Source organism: Devosia sp. YIM 151766, from assembly GCF_030285925.1.
Classification (GTDB): domain Bacteria; phylum Pseudomonadota; class Alphaproteobacteria; order Rhizobiales; family Devosiaceae; genus Devosia.
The window spans coordinates 2,815,601-2,834,775 of the sequence record NZ_CP127251.1 but is presented as its reverse complement, the minus strand read 5'-3'; the positions used below and the strand labels follow the sequence as shown (position 1 = coordinate 2,834,775).

General features: G+C 63.8%; 18 protein-coding genes. 4 read left to right on the top strand and 14 right to left on the bottom strand.

Annotated elements, in window-relative coordinates:
• Nucleotides 1-33: 33 nt before the first annotated feature.
• The 9 genes from O9Z70_RS13915 to O9Z70_RS13875 form a co-directional block, all read right to left on the bottom strand.
• A complete protein-coding gene (locus O9Z70_RS13915) occupies nt 34-1,371 on the bottom strand; it encodes an ABC transporter substrate-binding protein (protein WP_286020036.1) in 1,338 nt (445 codons plus the stop codon).
• A gap of 106 nt (nt 1,372-1,477) precedes the next feature.
• Nucleotides 1,478-1,828 carry a RidA family protein gene (locus tag O9Z70_RS13910; RefSeq protein WP_286020035.1) on the bottom strand — a complete coding sequence of 117 codons (351 nt, stop codon included), beginning with the start codon at nt 1,826-1,828 and terminating at the stop codon, nt 1,478-1,480.
• 21 nt (nt 1,829-1,849) lie between these two features.
• Nucleotides 1,850-2,902: an ABC transporter ATP-binding protein gene (locus tag O9Z70_RS13905; RefSeq protein WP_286020034.1), complete on the bottom strand. Its 1,053-nt coding sequence runs from the start codon at nt 2,900-2,902 to the stop codon at nt 1,850-1,852.
• Nucleotides 2,903-2,916: 14 nt separating this feature from the next.
• Nucleotides 2,917-3,657, bottom strand: a complete 741-nt coding sequence (locus O9Z70_RS13900; protein WP_286020033.1) for an SDR family NAD(P)-dependent oxidoreductase — start codon at nt 3,655-3,657, stop codon at nt 2,917-2,919.
• Nucleotides 3,658-4,328: 671 nt separating this feature from the next.
• Nucleotides 4,329-4,910, bottom strand: coding sequence for a DUF4167 domain-containing protein (locus O9Z70_RS13895; RefSeq protein WP_286020032.1), 582 nt, complete (start codon nt 4,908-4,910; stop codon nt 4,329-4,331).
• Nucleotides 4,911-5,240: 330 nt separating this feature from the next.
• On the bottom strand, nt 5,241-6,110 hold the full coding sequence (gene prmC, locus O9Z70_RS13890; protein WP_502870201.1) for a peptide chain release factor N(5)-glutamine methyltransferase: 870 nt from the start codon (nt 6,108-6,110) through the stop codon (nt 5,241-5,243).
• Between the two features lie 47 nt (nt 6,111-6,157).
• Entirely contained in the window at nt 6,158-7,234 is a 1,077-nt protein-coding gene (gene prfA / locus O9Z70_RS13885) for a peptide chain release factor 1 (RefSeq protein WP_286020031.1), read from the bottom strand.
• Nucleotides 7,235-7,325: 91 nt separating this feature from the next.
• Nucleotides 7,326-9,593, bottom strand: coding sequence for a phosphoenolpyruvate--protein phosphotransferase (gene ptsP / locus O9Z70_RS13880; protein ID WP_286020030.1), 2,268 nt, complete (start codon nt 9,591-9,593; stop codon nt 7,326-7,328).
• A gap of 69 nt (nt 9,594-9,662) precedes the next feature.
• On the bottom strand, nt 9,663-10,928 hold the full coding sequence (locus O9Z70_RS13875) for an aspartate kinase (protein WP_286020029.1): 1,266 nt from the start codon (nt 10,926-10,928) through the stop codon (nt 9,663-9,665).
• 217 nt (nt 10,929-11,145) lie between these two features.
• Here O9Z70_RS13875 and ubiG point away from each other — a divergent pair, with 217 nt between their 5' ends.
• The 3 genes from ubiG to ilvD all read left to right on the top strand — a co-directional run bounded on the left by ubiG (nt 11,146) and on the right by ilvD (nt 14,602).
• The gene (gene ubiG, locus O9Z70_RS13870) at nt 11,146-11,886 is read left to right on the top strand and encodes a bifunctional 2-polyprenyl-6-hydroxyphenol methylase/3-demethylubiquinol 3-O-methyltransferase UbiG (RefSeq protein WP_286020028.1); all 741 of its coding nucleotides are present in this window, start codon (nt 11,146-11,148) and stop codon (nt 11,884-11,886) included.
• Between the two features lie 142 nt (nt 11,887-12,028).
• Entirely contained in the window at nt 12,029-12,583 is a 555-nt protein-coding gene (locus O9Z70_RS13865; protein ID WP_286020027.1) for a hypothetical protein, read from the top strand.
• Between the two features lie 174 nt (nt 12,584-12,757).
• Entirely contained in the window at nt 12,758-14,602 is a 1,845-nt protein-coding gene (gene ilvD / locus O9Z70_RS13860) for a dihydroxy-acid dehydratase (protein WP_286020026.1), read from the top strand.
• 206 nt (nt 14,603-14,808) lie between these two features.
• On the opposite strand, the gene O9Z70_RS13855 is transcribed toward ilvD, so the two are convergent.
• From O9Z70_RS13855 to O9Z70_RS13835, 5 genes are all read right to left on the bottom strand, one after another.
• Nucleotides 14,809-15,777 carry an ABC transporter substrate-binding protein gene (locus O9Z70_RS13855; RefSeq protein WP_286020025.1) on the bottom strand — a complete coding sequence of 323 codons (969 nt, stop codon included), beginning with the start codon at nt 15,775-15,777 and terminating at the stop codon, nt 14,809-14,811.
• Nucleotides 15,778-15,858: 81 nt separating this feature from the next.
• Entirely contained in the window at nt 15,859-16,281 is a 423-nt protein-coding gene (locus O9Z70_RS13850; protein ID WP_286020024.1) for a DUF1178 family protein, read from the bottom strand.
• A gap of 63 nt (nt 16,282-16,344) precedes the next feature.
• Nucleotides 16,345-17,172, bottom strand: coding sequence for a carbon-nitrogen hydrolase family protein (locus O9Z70_RS13845; RefSeq protein ID WP_286020023.1), 828 nt, complete (start codon nt 17,170-17,172; stop codon nt 16,345-16,347).
• Nucleotides 17,173-17,177: 5 nt separating this feature from the next.
• Nucleotides 17,178-17,432, bottom strand: coding sequence for a glutaredoxin 3 (grxC, locus tag O9Z70_RS13840; protein WP_286020022.1), 255 nt, complete (start codon nt 17,430-17,432; stop codon nt 17,178-17,180).
• 35 nt (nt 17,433-17,467) lie between these two features.
• A complete protein-coding gene (locus O9Z70_RS13835; protein WP_286020021.1) occupies nt 17,468-18,265 on the bottom strand; it encodes a ComF family protein in 798 nt (265 codons plus the stop codon).
• A 44-nt stretch (nt 18,266-18,309) separates the two neighbouring features.
• On the opposite strand from O9Z70_RS13835, the gene O9Z70_RS13830 reads away from it, so the two are divergent.
• Complete coding sequence (locus tag O9Z70_RS13830) at nt 18,310-19,137, top strand: methyltransferase domain-containing protein (protein WP_286020020.1); 828 nt, start codon at nt 18,310-18,312, stop codon at nt 19,135-19,137.
• Nucleotides 19,138-19,175: the final 38 nt, after the last annotated feature.

Here is a 19,175-nt window from a genome sequence, read left to right as displayed (position 1 = left end):
CCATAACGGGCCGCTGGCCCATGAGGCCCTGATCTAGAGGCTTGGACCGCTCTGGGCCGCATTGGCGGCGGCGGTCAGGGCATCAACGGTTTCCTGCGGCGTGGCCTGGCCCAGCAGCATGGCGTGGATCACATCGCCCACGCGGGCCTGGAAGTCGGGATACCAGGGCATGGTGCGGGCCGGCACCACCTTGGACCCGCTGTCGAAGATTTCCGACAGGCCATCGAGGTCGTAATAATCCGCGAAGGCGGCGATCACGTCCGGGTCGGTGAAGAAGCCCGGATAGGGCGCGGCCAGGCCGGCGGCCTCGGCCCAGGAGCGGAACACCGTGAACTTGCCCTCGCTATCCTTCCAGCCGTAATATTTGGCCAGATCCCAGGCGGCCAGGCGGCGCTCCTCGTCGTCGATCTGGCCCAGTTGCAGCACTTCGCCGATCTGCAGGGTGTAATTGTCGCCACCGATCGGCGCGAGCTTCACATTGGCCGATTGCGGGCCTTCGAGCGCCCGGATCGAGGTCAGGAAATAATGGTGCAGCACGTAGAAGGCGGCGCTGCCCTGGGCCATTTCGTTGGAGAGCTTGCCCGGATCGTCGGTCAGCACCGAGGACGGCGCCAGCCCTTCGCGATACATCTTCTGCCACCATTCGAAGACGCCGACGGTGCGCGGATCGTCGCCGAAGATCGGCTTGCCGGCGGCGTCGAAGGCCTCGATGCCTTCGTTGAGCAGATAGGTGTGCAGGTATTCCTCGCAGAATTCCTTGACCCAATAGGCCAGGTAAGGCGCCTCGGCGACGCCGGCCTCGCGCAGCTTGACTGAGGCGTCGTAGATCTCGGCCAGGGTGGCCGGCACGTTCTCGATTCCCGCCTCGGCGAGATAGCTCTCATTGTAGTGCAGCGTATGCACGGCGGAGAAATAGGGAATGGAGATGATGTCGCCGGCGGCGTTCACGTGACGGGCGCGGGCGCTTTCGAACATGTCGGCCAGCAGATCGTCGACGCCCGGCAGGCCGTTCAGCGTCGTGGCCCAGCCCTCATCGATGAATTTCTGCGAATTGTAGGCGAAGTTGTAGAACAGATCGATCCTGTCGCCGCCGCGCAGGCGGGTCTGGATCGCGGGGGAATAGCCCACATTGGGGATGACGGCGAGGTCGACGCCGGCATTGCCCTGAGCGGTCCAATCCTCCACCAGCACCTTGATCATGTCGGGCTGGAAGTCCCAGGCCAGCATGTCGAGCGTGCCGTCGAAGGCGGCATGGGCCGTGCTGGACATCAGGCCGGGCACGATTGCGAGCCCGAGCGCCGCAGCGGTCGAGCCGCGCAGGAAGGAGCGGCGATCCATGCCGGTCCTGGTCTTGTTGTGGTCGATAGTCATTAATCCCTCCATTCGTGACTTATGCAGGCAATATGTCGGTGTTACCGACGGGAAGATCCGGGACTTACCCCTCGCCCGGATCGGGGATGAAGACGGCGGGACGCCGTCAGGGCAACAGCGCCACGGCGGCGATTTCCACGCGCAGGCTTTCAATGGCCAGGCGGGCTTCGACCGTCGCGCGGGCAGGCTTGTTCTGCGGGTCGATCCATTGGTCCCACACGCGGTTCATCGCTTCGTAGTCGCGGATATGCGGCAGGTAGATGGTGACGGACAGCAATCGGGACTTGTCGGTGCCGCCCTGGGCCAGCAATTCGTCCAGACGGTCCAGCACTTCTTGCGTCTGCACTTCGATCGAGGCGTCATGGGTCCGGGCAATGGTGCCGGAAATGTAGAGATGCCCGCCGCCGGCGACGGCAGCGGCGAAGTGCTGGCCCGGTTCGATACGCTGGATCGTCATGCTTGATATCCTCGATAGATTTCAGGAAAGGCGCTGGCCGCTGGTCTCGTCGAACAGATGGACCTTGTCGGCCAGCGGCTGCAAATGCAGGCGATCGCCCGCCGCGACGTCGATGCGGTCGCGGAACGAGACGAGAATGTCGTGGCCCGCCACCCGGGCGAGAATCTGGGTTTCGGCGCCGGTCGGCTCGACCGTCATGACCTCGGCCGCCAAGCCATTATCGGCGATGACGAAATGCTCCGGGCGGATGCCGGCGATGAGCGATGCGCCGGTGCCGTCAATCGGGCCGTCGAAGGGCAGGGCGGTGCCGTCGGTCAGGCGCAATTGCCCGGCTGCAGCCGCGACCGGCAGGAAGTTCATGGCCGGGGAGCCGATGAAGCCGGCCACGAACAGATTTGCCGGACGGTCGTAAAGCTCGAGCGGCGAGCCGACCTGCTCGATGCGCCCGGCATTCATCACCACGATGCGGTCGGCCATGGTCATGGCCTCGATCTGGTCATGCGTCACATAGACGGTGGTGGTCTTCAGGCGGGCATGGTTGAGCTTGATTTCGCTGCGCATCTGCACGCGGAGCTTGGCGTCCAGATTGGAAAGCGGCTCGTCGAACAGATAGACCTGCGGATTGCGCACAATGGCGCGGCCCATGGCGACGCGCTGGCGCTGCCCGCCCGACAATTGGCGCGGCAGCCGCTTGAGCAACGGGGTCAGGCCGAGGATTTCGGCGGCCTGGGCCACCTGGACGGCCCGATCTTGCTTGGAGACGCCCTTGAGCCGCAGGGCGAAGCTCATATTCTCCTCGACGGTCATATGCGGATAGAGCGCATAGGACTGGAACACCATGGCGATGTCGCGATCTTTCGGCGCCACGTTATTTATCAGGCGGCCCGAGATCGAAATATTGCCCGAGCTGATATCCTCAAGGCCGGCGATCATGCGCAGCAAGGTCGACTTGCCGCAGCCGGACGGCCCGACCAGGACCAGGAACTCCCCGTCCCTGATATCGAGGGACAGGTCCGGAATGACGGTCAGCTTGTTATAAATCTTCTGGATCGACTGGATGCTGACTGCGCCCATGGATCAACTCCGGCTCAATAGGTTGCGCGACCGCCCGACAGGTCGAAGACCGAGGCGGTGGTGAAGCTGTTTTCGGCACTGCACAGCCAGGCGATCATGCTCGCGGCCTCCTCGACTTCCAGGAAGCGCCCGCGCGGAATGCGGTTGAGCATGTAGTCAATGAATTCCGGTTTGAGTTCGTTGAGAATATCGGTCTTGGCGGTGGCCGGAGTGACGGCGTTGATGGCGATGTCGTATTTGGCGCATTCCTTGCCCACCGCCTTGGTCATGCCGATGACGCCGGCCTTGGCGGCGGCATAGGCGCTGGCATTGGGATTGCCTTCCTTGCCGGCAATTGAGGCGATGTTGACGATGCGCCCGTAATCGCGCGCCTTCATTCCCGGCAGCACCGCGCGGTTGACGAAGAATGTCCCGTTCAGGTCGATCTCGATGACGCGGCGCCATTCCGCGATCTCATATTCGTCGAGCGGCGCGTTCTTGCCGGCGATCCCGGCGGAATTGACCAGGATATCGATGCGGCCGAAATGCGCCTCGGTAGCGGCCACGGCCGCCTCGACGGAGGCGTAATCGGCAATGTCGACGATATAGGTCTCGGCCTGGGGAAGCAGGGCGCGGGCCGCCGCGAGCGCCGCTTCGCTGACATCCCAGAGCGCCAGCCGGGCGCCGCCCTCCGCCAGCTTCTTCGCCACCGCAAGGCCAATGCCGCCCGCCCCGCCGGTGATGACGGCCACCTGGTCCGCGAAGCGCTTCTGCATGCCAATCCTCCCTGTTCAGCATCCAAAGATCATCACAGGGACTATCACCTGTCAATACTAACTTTTGCCCACGAAAGCGGTGCCCTGGATTTGCCGATAGGTGCTTTGTTTTTCCCGGTGTCACCCCCGCGCAGGCGGGAGTGGTTACGTCGGTCGCTTCGAGCCAGTTTGTCTCGGGACGTGAGGCCCCTCCCCTTCCCTCCCCCTTGAGGGGAGGGAAGGGGAGGGGGTGCTGCGGTTCCTACACATCCGGCACCCTCGCTCCGCCACCCCATCCTCCCGGATCGTCACCCTCGCGCTTGACGCGAGGGCTCTTGCGCCAGGTCCATAAACACAGAACCCTCACGTCGAGCGCGAGGGTGACGAGCGAGGGTGACGGGGCTTGGTCACTCAGTCCATTTCGCGCGCTATTGCTTCGTTTCCCCGGTGTCACCCCCGCGCAGGCGGGGGCCTCCGTTTACCACGCCGCGGTCAGGCAAGGCGCCGGCATAGGGGCAGGCGTGTTCGATGCGCTGGCCGACAAGCGCGCGACAGGCTGGCCGGGATCGGCCATGGAGATGGGGAGGTCAGCAGACGCCACTATCGCCCCGGCGGTCCTCTGACCGGCCGGAGCGCGGGATTGTCGCGGGCAGGGAGGGCGTTCCGTCCAATTACGAAACGCCCCGAATGTCCTATTCGGCGGCGCTGCCGGTCAGGAAGGCCGGAAGCTCCGGCGTGTCCGGCTGCGGGGCCTCGGCCGGATCGGCGGCGCCTTCACCGCCGGCAGGGCGGCGGCGGCGGGGGCGGCGCTCGCGCGGCTTGCGCGCTGTCTGCTCGCCATCGGCCGGCGCGGCCTCGCCCTCTTCGGCAGGCTGCGGAGCCGGCGCTTCGGCCGTCTCGCCCTCATTCTCATTGCTCTGCTGAACCGGCTGGGCCGGCTGCGGCGAGGAGAAGCGGGAATTGACGTCCGACACGTCGTCGTCGAAATCGACCTCTTCGCTGACCTGGCCCTCACGCGGGTTCAGGGCCTGCTGGGCCGAGGAAACGATGCGGAAATAATGTTCGGCATGCTGCAAGTAATTCTCGGCCATCACCGAATCGCCCGAAGATTGGGCATCGCGGGCCAATTGCAGATATTTCTCGGCCACATGGGCGGCATTGCCGCGCACCTTCACGTCCGGGCCGTTGCTTTCGTAATTGCGCGATAGCGGATTGACATGCTTGCGTCCGCCGTTCCGGCCACGCTGCCGGTTCTTGTTCTGGTTTGGTCTCATCGGGTCGCTTTGTCTAACTCTAAAAGTTAAGCGTCATCATTGGGGGCGGACCGGGTCACAGGCCCGATCTGGCCGTGGCTCCGACGGTTGAATAATATGCCGTCCGGGGCCCTAACTGGCTTCATGAAGACCGAATGCTCTCGGCAGCGACCTTACGGAAAATCCGCCCCGTCCTCGCGTCGCCCCGGCTCGCCGGAACAGCGCTGCTTCAAGCAGCATTTTCGCAAATTGATCGGGTGTGATCGCTGCGGCGCTCATGATGCACCATTGACAGCACGATCAAAATATCCGTTTCGGCCGCCTTTGGCCAGCACAAAGTGCAATCGAGGATTATCGCCTATCGGTCGTAGCTTCTATCTGGTGTGCCGAGACCACCCGGTCAAGGCCGGCCAAGTCCTTGTGAACGGCGATTTCGGCAAATCCGGCCGCCCGGAACAGCGCCGCGACCGCCGCGCCCTGGTCATAGCCGATTTCGACCAGAACCCGCCCGCCCGCCCGCAGACAGGGCAGCGCTTCGCCGGCAATGATGCGATAGGGCGCCAGGCCATCGGTTCCGCCATCAAGGGCAAGCAGCGGGTCGAAGCGTTTCACCTCCGGGGCCAGGGTATCGATGACGGCGCTGGCAATATAGGGCGGATTGGAGACGATGAGGTCGAATGTGAGACCGTGGCGTTCGCGGCCGGGCAGGGGAGGTGCTGCTGGCGCTTGGGCAGCGGCAAGGGCTTCGAACCAGTTTCCCAGCCCGAAATCCAGCCGCTCCGCCACCCCGTGCCGTCCGGCATTCTGTCGCGCCATGTCCAGCGCTTCGGCATCGAGGTCGGTGGCCAGGCCGGTCGCGTCCGGCCGGTTGGCCAGGATCGCGATGGGAATGCAGCCGGTGCCGGTCCCCAGATCGAGCAGGCGGCCATTGGCCGGCAATGCCGCCAGCGCCAGGTCGACCAGCAATTCGGTATCGGGTCTGGGTTCGAGTGTCGCGGCATTGAGGCCGAAGGCGAGGCCGTAAAATTCCTTCTCGCCGATGATGCGGGCCACCGATTCCCCGCTTATGCGCCGTTGCAGCAGATCGGCGACCTCTGCGGCTAACAATCTGTTAACCAATTCGCCCTCGCGGGTAGCCATGGCCAGGCTGTCATGTCCCAGCGCATGACCGGTCAGCAGCTTGGCGTCGAGGGCGGCATTTTCGAAGCCGAGCCGGGCCAGGACGTCGCGCCAGCCGCGCCAGAGCTTGCCGATCGTGATGGTGTCGGTCAGTTGACCTGCTCCATGGCGGCCAGTTGCGCTGCCTGGTTCTCGGTGATCAGCGCCTCGATCAGCTCATCCAGCGCTTCGCCGGCTATCACCTTGTCAAGCTTATATAAAGTCAGATTGATGCGGTGGTCGGTGACCCGTCCCTGCGGGAAATTATAGGTGCGGATGCGCTCCGAGCGGTCACCCGAGCCCACCTGTCCCTTGCGCTCCGCCGACCTGGCGCTGTCGCGTTCCTCGCGCTGCATCTCATAAAGCCGCGAGCGCAGCACGATCATGGCCTGGGCCCGGTTCTGGTGCTGGCTCTTCATCGCCGAGGTGACGACCAGACCGGTGGGAATATGAGTGATCCGCACCGCCGAATCGGTGGTGTTCACGTGCTGTCCGCCAGCGCCGGAAGCCCGCATTGTATCGATACGGATGTCCTCATTGCGGATTTCGATGTCGATATCCTCCACCTCCGGCAGCACCGCCACCGTGGCCGCCGAAGTATGGATGCGGCCCGAGCCCTCGGTCGCCGGCACGCGCTGCACCCGGTGCACACCCGATTCATATTTCATCCGCGCATAGACGCCCTTGCCGGAAATATTGGCGATGATTTCCTTGAACCCTCCCATTTCCCCGGGGCTTTCTTCCACCACGCTCACCTTCCAGCCATGCTGGGCCGCGTAGCGCTCATACATGCGGAATAGATCGCCGGCGAACAGCGCCGCCTCGTCGCCGCCGGTGCCGCCGCGGATTTCCAGGATGATGGACTTCTCGTCGGCCTCGTCCCGGGGCAGCAGCAGGATGCGGATCGACTGCACCAGGCCGTCGATCTTCTCGTCCAGCTCGGTGATCTCGGCCTCGGCCATTTCGGCCATTTCCTTGTCGCCGCTTTTCAGCAGCGCCTCGGCCTCGGCCCGGTCCCTGAGGGCTTTCTTATAGGCGCCGATCTCACCGACAATGTCCGACAGATTGGCATGCTCCTTGCTGAGCCTGGCGAATTCATCGGGGCTCGCCCCACCGGACAAGGCCGCTTCGATATATTGGAAACGCGTTTCTAAAGCGTCGAGCTTGTCCTGCGGCAGGCTGGGCATGGGCGGGTCTTTCAGGATATGCCCGGCAGGCGCCGGGCGATTTCGGGGATGTAAAGGCCATGAAGGCCAACATCAAGCGCGCAATGACGCCCTATCCCATGGGCAGGTTCTGTTTTTCCGCCCATTTGGTCAGCAGCGCCCGGATGGTCCCGCCATTGACGCCAATGCTCAACGCTTCGGCCACGGCAGCCTGGATCGGCTTGATCTCCAGATTGAGCACCATTTCCTTGATCGGGCCGATAGAGGCCGGCCCCATGGACAGCCGGGTCATGCCGATGGCCATCAGCGCCAGGGCTTCCATCGGCTTGCCGGCGAGTTCGCCGCACATGGTCACCGGCTTGTTGTGGCGCGAAGCCGCATCCACCACCAGCCGCAGCGCCCGCAGGCGCGGTAGGGCGATCGGGTCATAGGTCTTGGAAACCCGCGGATTGGCCCGGTCCGCAGCGGTCAGGAACTGCACCAGGTCGTTGGAACCGATGGAGACGAAATCGGCCTCGGGCATGATCTGGTCGAGTTCGAACAGCAGCGAGGGCACTTCCACCATGGCCCCGATCTCGAGCTGCGCCGGCGGGGGATGGCCGGACCGTTGCAGCCGCTCGATTTCCTTGAAGATGACCTTCTTGGTCTGGCGGAATTCGAAGGTCTCGGTGACCATGGGCACGAGGATCTTGAGCGGCCGTCCATTGGCGGCCATCAGCAAGGCCCGGATCTGCGTCCGGAGCAGGCCGGGCCGATCCAGCCCCAGCCGGATGGAGCGATAGCCCATGGCCGGGTTTTCCTCGGCACTGGCGCGCAGATAGGGCAGGACCTTGTCGCCGCCGATATCGAGCAGACGGAAGACGATGGGGCGCTTGCCGGCGATCTGCATGGCCTCGGCATAAAGATCGGCCTGCTCCCTGAGGCGTGGCAGGCGGCTGGCGATCATGAACTGCAATTCGGTGCGGAACAGCCCGACCCCGACAGCGCCGGTATCCTCCAGCATGGGCAGGTCGGCGACCAGCCCGGAATTGTGCAGCAGCGTGATCTCGACCCCATCCCTGGTCACGCTTGGCCGGTTCTTGAGGGCGGCAAAATGGGCGCGGCGCTTGGCCGAGATGCGGACCTTGTCGATATAGGTCTGCTCGACATCGGGGGAGGGGCGCAGATGCACCTGGCCGATCGGGCCGTCGATGATGATATTGTCGCCAGCCTCGCACATGGAGACGATGGACTCGGCCTGGCCGACCGCGACCAGGCCGAGCGAGCGAGCGACGATGGCGACGTGAGCCGTCGCGCCGCCCTCCTCCAGCACCACGCCGCGCAGCTTCTTGCGGTCATATTCCAGCAATTCCGCCGGCCCCATATTGCGGGCCACCAGAATGGCATTGTCCGGCAGGTCGCGCTGCGCCGGCTGGCTGCTATTGGTCAGAACCCGCAGCAGCCGGTTGGCGAGATCGTCGAGATCATGCAGCCGGTCGCGGATATAGGGATCGGTCTGGCGCAGCATGCGGGCGCGGGTATCGTTCTGCACCCGCTCGACCGCGGCCTCGGCGGAGAGGCCATTGTCGATGGCCTCCATCATCCGCTTCACCCAGCCGCGATCATTGGCGAACATGCGGTAGGTTTCGAGGATTTCCCGATGGTCCGAGCCGCCGGCCATGTCGCCATGGTCGAGCATGGCGTCGATTGAGACGCGCATGGTTTCGAGCGCCGCGTCCAATCGTCCGCGTTCGGCATCGGTGTCCTCGGCGATGAAATTGGTCACCACCACGCGCGGGTCGTGGAGCACCACCGTGCCCAGCGCGATACCATCGGTGAAACTGACGCCATTGAACATGCGGGGCCGCCTGAGGTCGATATCCGAGCCCGGCTTGATGAGACTGTCGAAATCGCTTGTCGCAACCATCTCGGCCAAAATCGTGGCCGTGGTCAGCATGGCCTCGGTTTCGTCCTCGCCATAATGGCGCCGCTCGGCGTTCTGGACCACCAGAACCCCCAGGGTCTGGCCGGCCCGCAATACCGGCACCCCGAGGAAGGAATTGTATTTTTCCTCCCCGGTTTCCGGACGATAGGCGAAAGCGGGATGGCCGGTGGCGTCATCGAGGCTCAGCGGCTCGGCCTCGGCGGCGATGAGACCGACAAGTCCCTCGCCCAGCCGCAGCGTGGTCATGTGCACCGATTCGGCTTTCAGGCCGCGCGTGGCGAAGAGTTCGAGCGCGCCGTCGTCGCGCAGCACGTAGAACGAGCAGACATCGGCCCGCATGTTTTCGGCGATGAGACCGACGATCTTGTCGAGCCGCGCCTGCGAAGCCAGCGGCTCCGCCATCACTTCGCGCAATTGCCGCAGCAATATCCTTGGGCCGCCTATGGTCGTGACCATCGCCTCAATAAGGCAGCCCGCAAAGCCGCCCCCCTAATCTGAGGACGCGGCCCACTCTCCTCGACCGGGTCAGGCGTCCTTTTTGTCCAAACCGTAATAGGTGTGCAAAGCCCGGACCGCAAGCTCGGCATATTCCTCGTCGATCAGCACGGAGGTCTTGATTTCCGAGGTGGTGATCAACTGAATGTTGATGCCCTTGTCGGCCAGCGCCTTGAACATCGAGGAGGCGACCCCGGCATGGCTGCGCATGCCCACGCCCACAACCGACACCTTGGCGCCGCCCTTGGAGCCGGAAAGCCTGGCATATTCGAAGCGCCCGCCATTGTCTTCCAGCGCCTTGACCGCCTTGTCATATTCGTTGTCCGGCACGGTGAAGGTGATGTCGGTCGTCGCGCCATCATCGGCAATGTTCTGAACGATCATGTCCACAATGATGCCCTTGTCGGCGAGCGTGCCGAAAATGGCGGCAGCGACGCCGGGGCTGTCCTTGACCTTGCGCAGGGTGATCTTGGCCTCGGCCTTGGCGAGCGTCACGCCCGAAACGATCTGCTTTTCCATGATCTCATCCTCATCGCAAACGAGCGTACCCGGAATTCCCGGCGAGCCATCGGGCGCAATCTGGGGCGCATCCGGGTCATCGAAACTGGAACGGACGGTCAGGCGCACCTTGTGGGCCATGGCCATCTCGACGGCGCGGATCATCAGCACCTTGGCACCCAGCGACGCCATTTCCAACATTTCCTCGAAGGAAATCTTGGTCATGCGCTGCGCCTTGGGAACGATGCGCGGATCGGTCGTGTAGACGCCGTCCACATCGGTATAGATGTCGCAGCGCTCCGCCCCCACCGCAGCGGCCACCGCCACGGCGGACGTGTCCGAGCCGCCCCGGCCCAAAGTGGTGACGCGGTTATTGGGGGAAATGCCCTGGAACCCGGTAATGACCGGCACCCAGCCATTGCTCATCCGGTCGTCGAGCTCGGTGGGATCGATCCCGACGATACGGGCGGCGCCATGGGAATCGTCGGTATGGATCGGCACCTGCCAGCCGGAATAGGAGCGGGACTGGATGCCCATATCGCTGAGCACCAGGGCCATGAGGCCGGCCGTTACCTGCTCGCCGGAGGCGACCACCGCGTCATATTCGCGGGCGTCGTGGAATTTGCTGGCTTCATTGACCCAGCCGACCAGTTCATTGGTCTTGCCCGACATGGCCGAGACGACCACGGCAACTTCATTGCCGGCCTCGACCTCGCGCTTGATATGGCGTGCGGCGATGCGGATACGCTCGATATTGGCGACTGAAGTGCCACCGAACTTGACGACGATACGGGCCACGTGACTTCCCCGCTGACCGGCAGAACCCGGCGGTACGCTTGTGTTGGCGGGGGAATGCCACAAAGGTGGGGCGCAATCAATGGGCGTTACGGACGCATTTCTCATATGCGGCGCGACTGTGTCGGATGAGCGGCACCATCGACGCCCAAACTGCGACACGCGGTGACTTGCCCCTATCGGCGCCAGGGAGTCATATGGGGCCGAACGGAGCCCGCCCATGACCCAGACCACCGTCAACGATGCCGAGATCGCCAAGTTCACCGCCATGGCCGAGGAATGGTGGGATCCCAAGGGCAAGTTCAAGCCGCTGCACAAGTTCAATCCGGTGCGGCTGGCCTATATCCGCGATCATCTCGTTCGCCATTTCGGCCGCGACGGCAATGCCATCCGGCCCTTCGAGGGCCTGACCATCCTCGATGTGGGCTGCGGGGGCGGATTGCTCTGCGAACCGCTGACCCGGCTGGGCGCCACGCTTGTGGGGATCGATGCGGCGGAGCGCAATATCGCCATTGCCAGCATTCATGCCGAACAATCCGGTCTCGACATCGAATATCGCGCCACGACCAGCGAGGCCCTGGTGGCGGCGGGTGAGAAATTCGATGTGGTGCTCAACATGGAAGTGGTCGAGCATGTCGACAATGTTCCGCTCTATATGAAAAGCTGCGCCGACCTCGTCGCGCCGGGCGGGCTGATGTTCACGGCCACGATCAATCGCACCGCCCGTGCCTGGGCCCTGGCGGTCGTCGGCGCCGAATATGTGCTGCGCTGGCTGCCGCGCGGCACCCACGACTGGAACAAATTCCTCACCCCCGAAGAGATCAGCGCGCAATTGCGCCGCAATGGCCTCGCCGTCATCGATCAGACCGGCGTAACATTCAATCCACTGGCCGACGAATGGCGTACCGCCCCGGATATGGGGATCAATTACATGGTGTTGGCAGCGCGGCCACAAGCCTGAGGGACATGTTCCATCCCAGCGATAATTGTGATCGGCTGCGAGATGGAACAAAATGACGAAAGCGCTATTGTTGATCTCGAACACATCCGAGTGACCATAGATGCCATCTTTCGCCCGCGCTGCCATGGCGCTTGGAATAGTCTTGTCTTGCCTTGCCCCCGGCGTCCAGGCCCAGCCCTATAATGCCGACACCGACGAAAACCTCTTCATCATGGGCGGCCCCTTCACTACCGGGTTTTTCGGGGACACTTTCCTGTTCTGGCAGGATCATTACGAATCCAATCTCTTCGCCGGCATCGGCTATCAGCGCTTCTTCTACCAATATGAGAGCTTCAAGCTGGGCGTGGAGGCCGGGCTCGGATTGCGTCTGGGTACGCCGAGTTCCGCCGAAATCTGGGGCGGCGCGGTGGCCCGCATCACCGAATTCACCTTTGGCGACCTCACTATCACCCCGGCACTGTCCTTCGGCCTCTCGCTGGTGACCGATACGATCGGCATCGAGGCCCAGCGGGCCGAAGCGCTCGGCCATGACGTGCCGGTGCTGTTCTATCTCAGCCCCGAAATCGCCATCTCCAACGCAGCCCAGCCACAATGGGAGGCGTTCGGACGCATCCAGCACCGTTCCGGCGGCTTTGGCACCATTGCCGAAATCGACGGCTCGAACGCAGCAGTCATCGGCCTGCGCTACAAGTTCTAAGTCCGCAAAGCCGCAAGCTCCCGCCGGATAGCCCCCATATCATCGCGCAAGCTCGCCCAAATGCCTGTACCGTACCGTACGGTACGGAAAATTCTTGCCGTTGTGTTGGAATGGGTCTAAACAGGAGGAAATAAAATCCGGCTCCCACCGGCAGCATTTCGAGGATCCCCCGCCATGCCCGCCTATCGTTCCCGCACCACCACCCATGGCCGCAACATGGCCGGCGCCCGCAGCCTGTGGCGCGCCACCGGCATGAAGAATGCCGACTTCGGCAAGCCGATCATCGCGGTGGTGAATTCGTTCACCCAATTCGTGCCCGGCCATGTGCACCTCAAGGACCTCGGCCAACTGGTCGCCCGCGAGATCGAGGCGGCCGGCGGCGTCGCCAAGGAATTCAACACCATTGCGGTGGATGACGGCATCGCCATGGGCCATGACGGCATGCTCTATTCCCTGCCCAGCCGCGACATCATCGCGGATTCGGTGGAATATATGGTCAACGCCCATTGCGCCGACGCCATGGTGTGCATTTCCAATTGCGACAAGATCACCCCGGGCATGCTGAACGCTGCCATGCGGGTCAATATTCCGGTGATCTTCGTCTCCGGCGGCCCCATGGAAGCCGGAAAATCCATCGTCCAGGGCAAGTTGCAGGCGCTCGATCTGGTCGATGCCATGGTCATGGCCGCCGACGATCATTATTCGGACGAGGACGTGCAGGCGGTGGAAGAAAATGCCTGCCCCACCTGCGGCTCCTGCTCGGGCATGTTCACGGCCAATTCGATGAACTGCCTCACCGAGGCTTTGGGCCTGTCGCTGCCGGGCAATGGCTCGACCCTGGCCACCCATGCCGATCGCAAGCAATTGTTCCTGGAGGCGGGGCGTGTGATCGTCGATCTGGCCCGTCGCTATTACGAGCAGGACGACGAATCGGTGCTTCCGCGCTCCATCGCCACCAAGGCAGCCTTCGAGAACGCCATGGCGCTCGACATCGCCATGGGCGGCTCGACCAATACGGTGCTGCACATCCTGGCCGCCGCCCATGAAGGCGGGGTCGATTTCACCATGGACGATATCGACGCCCTCTCCCGCAAGGTGCCGGTGCTGTGCAAGGTGGCGCCCGCCAAACAGGACGTCCATGTCGAGGATGTGCATCGGGCCGGCGGCATCATGTCGATCCTGGGCCAGCTCGATCGCGCCAAGCTGATCAATCGCAGCGAGCCGACCGTGCATTCGGCCTCCATGGGCGATGCCATCGACAAATGGGACATCACCCGCACCAATGCGGAACATGTGCGCCAGTTTTTCATGGCGGCGCCGGGCGGGGTGCGCACCACCCAGGCCTTCTCCCAGTCCAATCGCTGGGCCGAACTGGATACCGACCGCGTCAACGGTGCCATCCGCTCGCCCGACCACCCCTTCTCCAAGGATGGCGGTCTGGCCGTGCTCAAGGGCAATATCGCGCTCGACGGCTGCATCGTGAAGACGGCCGGCGTGGACGAAGCCATTCTCAAATTCACCGGCCCGGCCCGGGTATTCGAAAGCCAGGACGCCACGGTGAAAGCCATTTTGTCCAATGAGATCAAGCATGGCGACGTGGTCGTCATCCGCTATGAAGGCCCGCGCGGCGGTCCCGGCATGCAGGAAATGCTCTATCCCACGAGCTATCTGAAGTCGAAGGGCCTGGGCGCGGCTTGCGCGCTGCTGACCGATGGCCGTTTCTCGGGCGGCACGTCCGGGCTTTCCATCGGCCACGCTTCGCCGGAAGCTGCAGAAGGCGGCGCCATCGGCCTGGTGCGCGAGGGCGACATGATCGAAATCGACATCCCCAACCGCAGTGTCAACGTGCTGGTTTCCGATGCCGAACTGGCGACGCGCCGGGCCGAGCAGGACAAGCTCGGCTGGAAACCGGCCCAGCCGCGCCAGCGCAAGGTGACCACCGCGCTCAAGGCCTATGCGGCCTTCGTGACCTCCGCCGCCACCGGCGCGGTGAGGGATTTGAGCCGGCTGGACGACTGACCTAGGCAAAAAGCCCCGGAGCGATCCGGGGCTTTTTCTTTTCGGCATGTCCGTGACAGGGCCGTGGTCTCGTGCTACAGCCCGCTCAGCCAATCAGCGGCCTGCCAAGGCTTGCTGGCTTGGTCAGGTCCGATAGCGGGGATTCCACCCTCCCTATCGGACCGACCCAATCCCCCAAAATTATTGTGACGACACCGGCGCGGGCTTTATCGGCCCAGCACCGCGCTCAGCTCCGGCACCAGACGATCGATCGACCACGGGATCGAGAGGACGGAGGGAGCCGAGGTCGCCATGACGAAGCTGTTGTCGACCAGGCCCACATGCCGGCCCTCGCGCACCGGCGGAAACAGGTCCACCAGCGGATTGGTCCTGAAGGCGTCCAGTTCTTCCTGGCTCGAATGCCAGGTAATGAAGACATCGGCATCCATGCTGTCGAGCAGTTCCAGGCTGGTATCGACATAAAAGCCGCTATTGATCGGCAGTGCCGCCGAGCCGGGGGACATTTCCAATCCGAGATCGGTCAGCATCTGCACACGCGGATCGGTGGCGACATAGATGCCGACATTGCCGGAATTGGGCTCGTAATAGCCGAAGGTGAAGCTCTTGCCGGCAAATTCGGGATGTTCGGCCGCGATTGCTGCCAATTGTTCACCGACGCCGGCAACCAGCGCCGCCGCCGCATCCGGCTGACCCAGGGCCGCGCCCACCACCAGGGTGATGTCCTGCCAGGTGCCGCTCCAGGGGCCTTCGGCATAGGCGAGAGTCGGGGCAATGGCGCTCAAAATCTCGTATTGGCTCTGGTCGAGATCGCTATAGGGCGCCAGGATGAGGTCCGGCTCCAGGCCGGCGATTTCTTCGATGGGCAGGCCGGAATCGAAATTGATCCGGGCCGGCAAAGCCCCGCCCAAGGCCGCGACGGCGTCATTGACCCAGGGCAGCACCCCGTTTTCGTCTCCGCCCCAGCCCTGATAGGGGATGGCCACCGGCACCTGGCCCAGCGCCAGAACCACGTCCTGGGTCATCCAGCCAATGGTCAGGATACGCTCCGGCGCCGCCGCGATCACCGTCTCGCCCAGGGCGTGAGGAATGGTGACGGGAAATGCCCCGCCATCCTGGCCCAGGACCGGCACGGCAATGCTCGCAGCAACGAGCCCGATAAACGCGCGTCTTCTCATGACGAGACCTCCAACAACCGATGCCGAAGGTCTATTTTAAGTGGACTGTTATCGTCAACTATAAATGATAGAAGGCGCCGGTCAGTTATCTTCGCTCATATCGGGCAGGGGCAGGAAATCGATGCCGTCTTCGATCAGGCCGGCGAGGTCGTCGCGGCTCGCCTCGCCATAAATGCCGCGCGCCTCCACTTCCTCGAAATGGATCTTGCGCGCCTCTTCGGCGAACCGGTCCCCGACATAATCGGCTTCGGTCATGACCTTCCGGCGATATTGCCGCAGCATTTCGCGGAATTTCGCCGCATCGGGATGGGCGGAAGACAAAGGCAGGCGCTCCTGGCCGGAGCGGGCGACATTGGGGGCCATCGGCGCCTTTTCGACCTGGCCATCGCCGCATTGCGCGCAGGTCACGATACCGCGCGCCTGCTGCTCGTCATAGGCAGTGGCGCTTTTGAACCATGCGTCGAAGCGATGTCCCTTCGAACATTGAAGCGAATACTGGATCACGTCTCTTGTCGTTTCCTTGCGGCGCCGGGCCGCGCCTTTATGCGAACCATATAGGGTGCCGGATCAGTTCTGCAAACCGGGCGAAGCGAAGTCGCGGGCATTGGCCAAGGCCGGCACCCGGCCGCGCGCTTCGCTCACCGCGGCTGGATCGATCTCGGCGACGAGCACGCCGGGCTCGTCATGATCCAGTTCGGCAATGACCTTGCCCCAGGGATCGACGACCAGCGAATGACCATAGGTGGAGCGTCCATTGGCGTGGTTGCCGCCCTGCACTGCGGCGATGACATAGGAGCCGGTTTCGATGGCGCGGGCCCGCAGCAATACGTGCCAATGCGCTTGCCCGGTCGGCACGGTGAAAGCCGCCGGCACCGCCAGGAGAGTGGCGCCGGCATTGGCCAATGCGTTGTAGAGACGCGGAAAACGCATGTCGTAGCAGATGGAAAAGCCCAGGGTGAAATCGCCCAGCGCTGCAATCACCGCCTTGTCGCCGGCCGTGTAGGTTGCGCTTTCGCGATAGGCGTTGAGCCCGGCAATATCGGCGTCGAACAGATGGATCTTGTCATAGCGCGCCAACTGATCGCCATCCGTCCCGAACAGCACCGAGCGATTGGCAAAACGGCCATCGGCCAGCGGAATGGCAAGCGAGCCGATATGGACGAACATTTTGTGGTGCCGCGCCAGCTCCGCCATCCGGGTCAATTGCGGATGCCCCTCGAAAGGCGCCGCCACAGAGCGCAATTGCTCCCCATTTTCCGGAAACAGCATCGTGACTTCCGGGGTAAGCGCGTAGGACGCGCCCTGCCGGGCGGCCTCGGCCAGCAGGGGTTCGAGCGCGGCGAGATTGGCTCGCGGGTCGAGTCCCGACCGCATCTGGATAGCGGCGATCTTCATCGGCGCTAACGCGCCAGCAAGGGATCGAGCCCGCCCCGGCGCTCGAGAGCGGCCATGTCGTCATAACCGCCTACATGCAGGTCGCCGATGAAAATCTGCGGCACCGTTCGCCGGCCATGGGCGCGCTCGGTCATCTTCTGGCGCAGAGCGGGATCGAGCACGCTGATCTCTTCAAAATCCACACCCTTGTCGCGCAGCATGGATTTGGCGGCGTGGCAATAAGGGCAGGTGGGAGTGGTGTAGATTTCGACCTCGGCCATGGGAGCATTCTTCCGGACAATAAGGCATCACGCCTTTATATGGGCATATCCCCGCCAATGACAACGCGAGCGAAGGTCAGGACATCCACCCTGTCCATGCCGCCGCGCTTCAGCGCCCGCGCCACTGCCTTGACCGTGGCGCCGGTCGTATAGACATCATCGATCAGCACCAGAGGCCGGCCGCGCCAGCGCTCCAGGGCCCGGTCATGCAGCGAGAACGCGCCCTGCACATTGCGCAGCCTGCTATCGCCGGAAAGGCCGACCTGCTGGCGGGTTTTTCGCTCGCGCCGCACCAGATGGGCATCCACGGCCAAGCCGGTCAGCCGCCCCAATTCCCGCGCCAGCAGCGTCGCCTGGTTGTATCGGCGAAAGCGCAGGCGGCTCGGATGCAGCGGCACCGGCACCAATAGCGGTTTCTCGGCCCAGAATTCCCGGCCCGCTCCATGCATCGATCGGGCGCAGAACCGGGCCAGTTCCACCCGATCGCCATATTTGAACCGTCCCACCAATGTGCTCACCACCTCGCCATAGGCGAAGGCGGCGCGCGCCCGGCCAAAAGGCGGCGGATCGGCCAAGGCCTCAGGCGAATAGGTGTCGGGTCCGGGGTCGCTGTCGAAGGGAAGGCCCAGGACCGGGCAGAATGGCGCGCTGATCGGGCGCATGCCCAAAAAGCAATCCGCGCAGAGCACATCCCCCATCACCAAAGGGGCGTTGCAGGCAATGCAGCAGGGCGGATAGAGCTGGTCGAGCAGGGCATTGCCCAGCCAGCCCAATCCCGGCCTCAGCCGGGCGAGCAGCCGCCCCCCTTTGACTTCCCCGTCTCCGCTCTTCATAACGCCATTATTGCCACGACCCGGCCCCGGCGAAAGCCCTTTCCATGTCCAGCCCGCCCCGCCTTTTCGACGCTGCCCGGATCGCCCGGAATCTCGCCCGCCGCGCCGGTCCCGAAAATTTCCTGCGCGATCTGGTTCTGGACGATCTGGCCGACCGCCTCAGCGCCTATAAGCGCGACTTCGCGCGCGCGGTGGTGATCGGGCCCGATGCCGATCTGCTGCCCGAAACGCTCTTCACCGCCAATGGCCCGGTAAAGGTGCAACGGGTCGAAGCCTTTGCCGGCGAGACCTTCCCCGCCCTGCCCGGGGACGAGTACGACCTGATCATCTCGCTACTGCATCTTCAGGTCATTGACGACGTGCCCGGCCATCTGGCGCGATTGCGGCGCCTGCTGAAACCTGACGGTCTCCTGATGGCCGCCTTTATCGGTGGGGAAAGCCTCACCGAATTGCGCGAGGCCTTTCTCGCCGCCGACCTCCAGGTCACGGGCGGCGCCTCGGCGCGCATCGCGCCCATGGCCCAGGTCCGCGACGCCGGGGCGCTGCTGCAACGCGCCGGCTTCGCCTTGCCCGTCGCCGATGTCGAGACGCATCGCGTCCGCTATGCCACGCCCTTCGCCTTGATGGCGGAGCTGAAAGCCCTGGGTGCCTCCAATCCGCTGGCTGACAGGCCGAAGCGCTTCGCCACGCGCACGCTGCTGGCCGCCGCCGCCCAGGCCTATAGCGACCGCGATAAAGATGCCGATGGCAGGATCAGGGCCACGCTTGAGATCATCTGGATTGCCGGCTGGGCGCCGCATGAGAGCCAACAAAAGCCGCTGCGTCCCGGCAGCGCCACGATCAGCATGAAGGACGTGCTGGGAAAAGACTGAGGGATCAGGCGCCGGGTCGGCCCGGGGGAAGATGGCCC

Coding starts and splice junctions, on each gene's coding strand:
- prfA (WP_286020031.1), bottom strand. CDS start 7,234: ATGCCCAGCCTGCCGCAGGACAAGCTCGACGCTTTAGAAACGCGTTTC.
- ilvD (WP_286020026.1), top strand. CDS start 12,758: ATGCCCGCCTATCGTTCCCGCACCACCACCCATGGCCGCAACATGGCC.
- O9Z70_RS13900 (WP_286020033.1), bottom strand. CDS start 3,657: ATGCAGAAGCGCTTCGCGGACCAGGTGGCCGTCATCACCGGCGGGGCG.
- ubiG (WP_286020028.1), top strand. CDS start 11,146: ATGACCCAGACCACCGTCAACGATGCCGAGATCGCCAAGTTCACCGCC.
- O9Z70_RS13910 (WP_286020035.1), bottom strand. CDS start 1,828: ATGACGATCCAGCGTATCGAACCGGGCCAGCACTTCGCCGCTGCCGTC.
- O9Z70_RS13905 (WP_286020034.1), bottom strand. CDS start 2,902: ATGGGCGCAGTCAGCATCCAGTCGATCCAGAAGATTTATAACAAGCTG.
- O9Z70_RS13845 (WP_286020023.1), bottom strand. CDS start 17,172: ATGAAGATCGCCGCTATCCAGATGCGGTCGGGACTCGACCCGCGAGCC.
- O9Z70_RS13915 (WP_286020036.1), bottom strand. CDS start 1,371: ATGACTATCGACCACAACAAGACCAGGACCGGCATGGATCGCCGCTCC.
- ptsP (WP_286020030.1), bottom strand. CDS start 9,593: ATGGTCACGACCATAGGCGGCCCAAGGATATTGCTGCGGCAATTGCGC.
- O9Z70_RS13855 (WP_286020025.1), bottom strand. CDS start 15,777: ATGAGAAGACGCGCGTTTATCGGGCTCGTTGCTGCGAGCATTGCCGTG.
- O9Z70_RS13835 (WP_286020021.1), bottom strand. CDS start 18,265: ATGAAGAGCGGAGACGGGGAAGTCAAAGGGGGGCGGCTGCTCGCCCGG.
- grxC (WP_286020022.1), bottom strand. CDS start 17,432: ATGGCCGAGGTCGAAATCTACACCACTCCCACCTGCCCTTATTGCCAC.
- O9Z70_RS13830 (WP_286020020.1), top strand. CDS start 18,310: ATGTCCAGCCCGCCCCGCCTTTTCGACGCTGCCCGGATCGCCCGGAAT.
- O9Z70_RS13895 (WP_286020032.1), bottom strand. CDS start 4,910: ATGAGACCAAACCAGAACAAGAACCGGCAGCGTGGCCGGAACGGCGGA.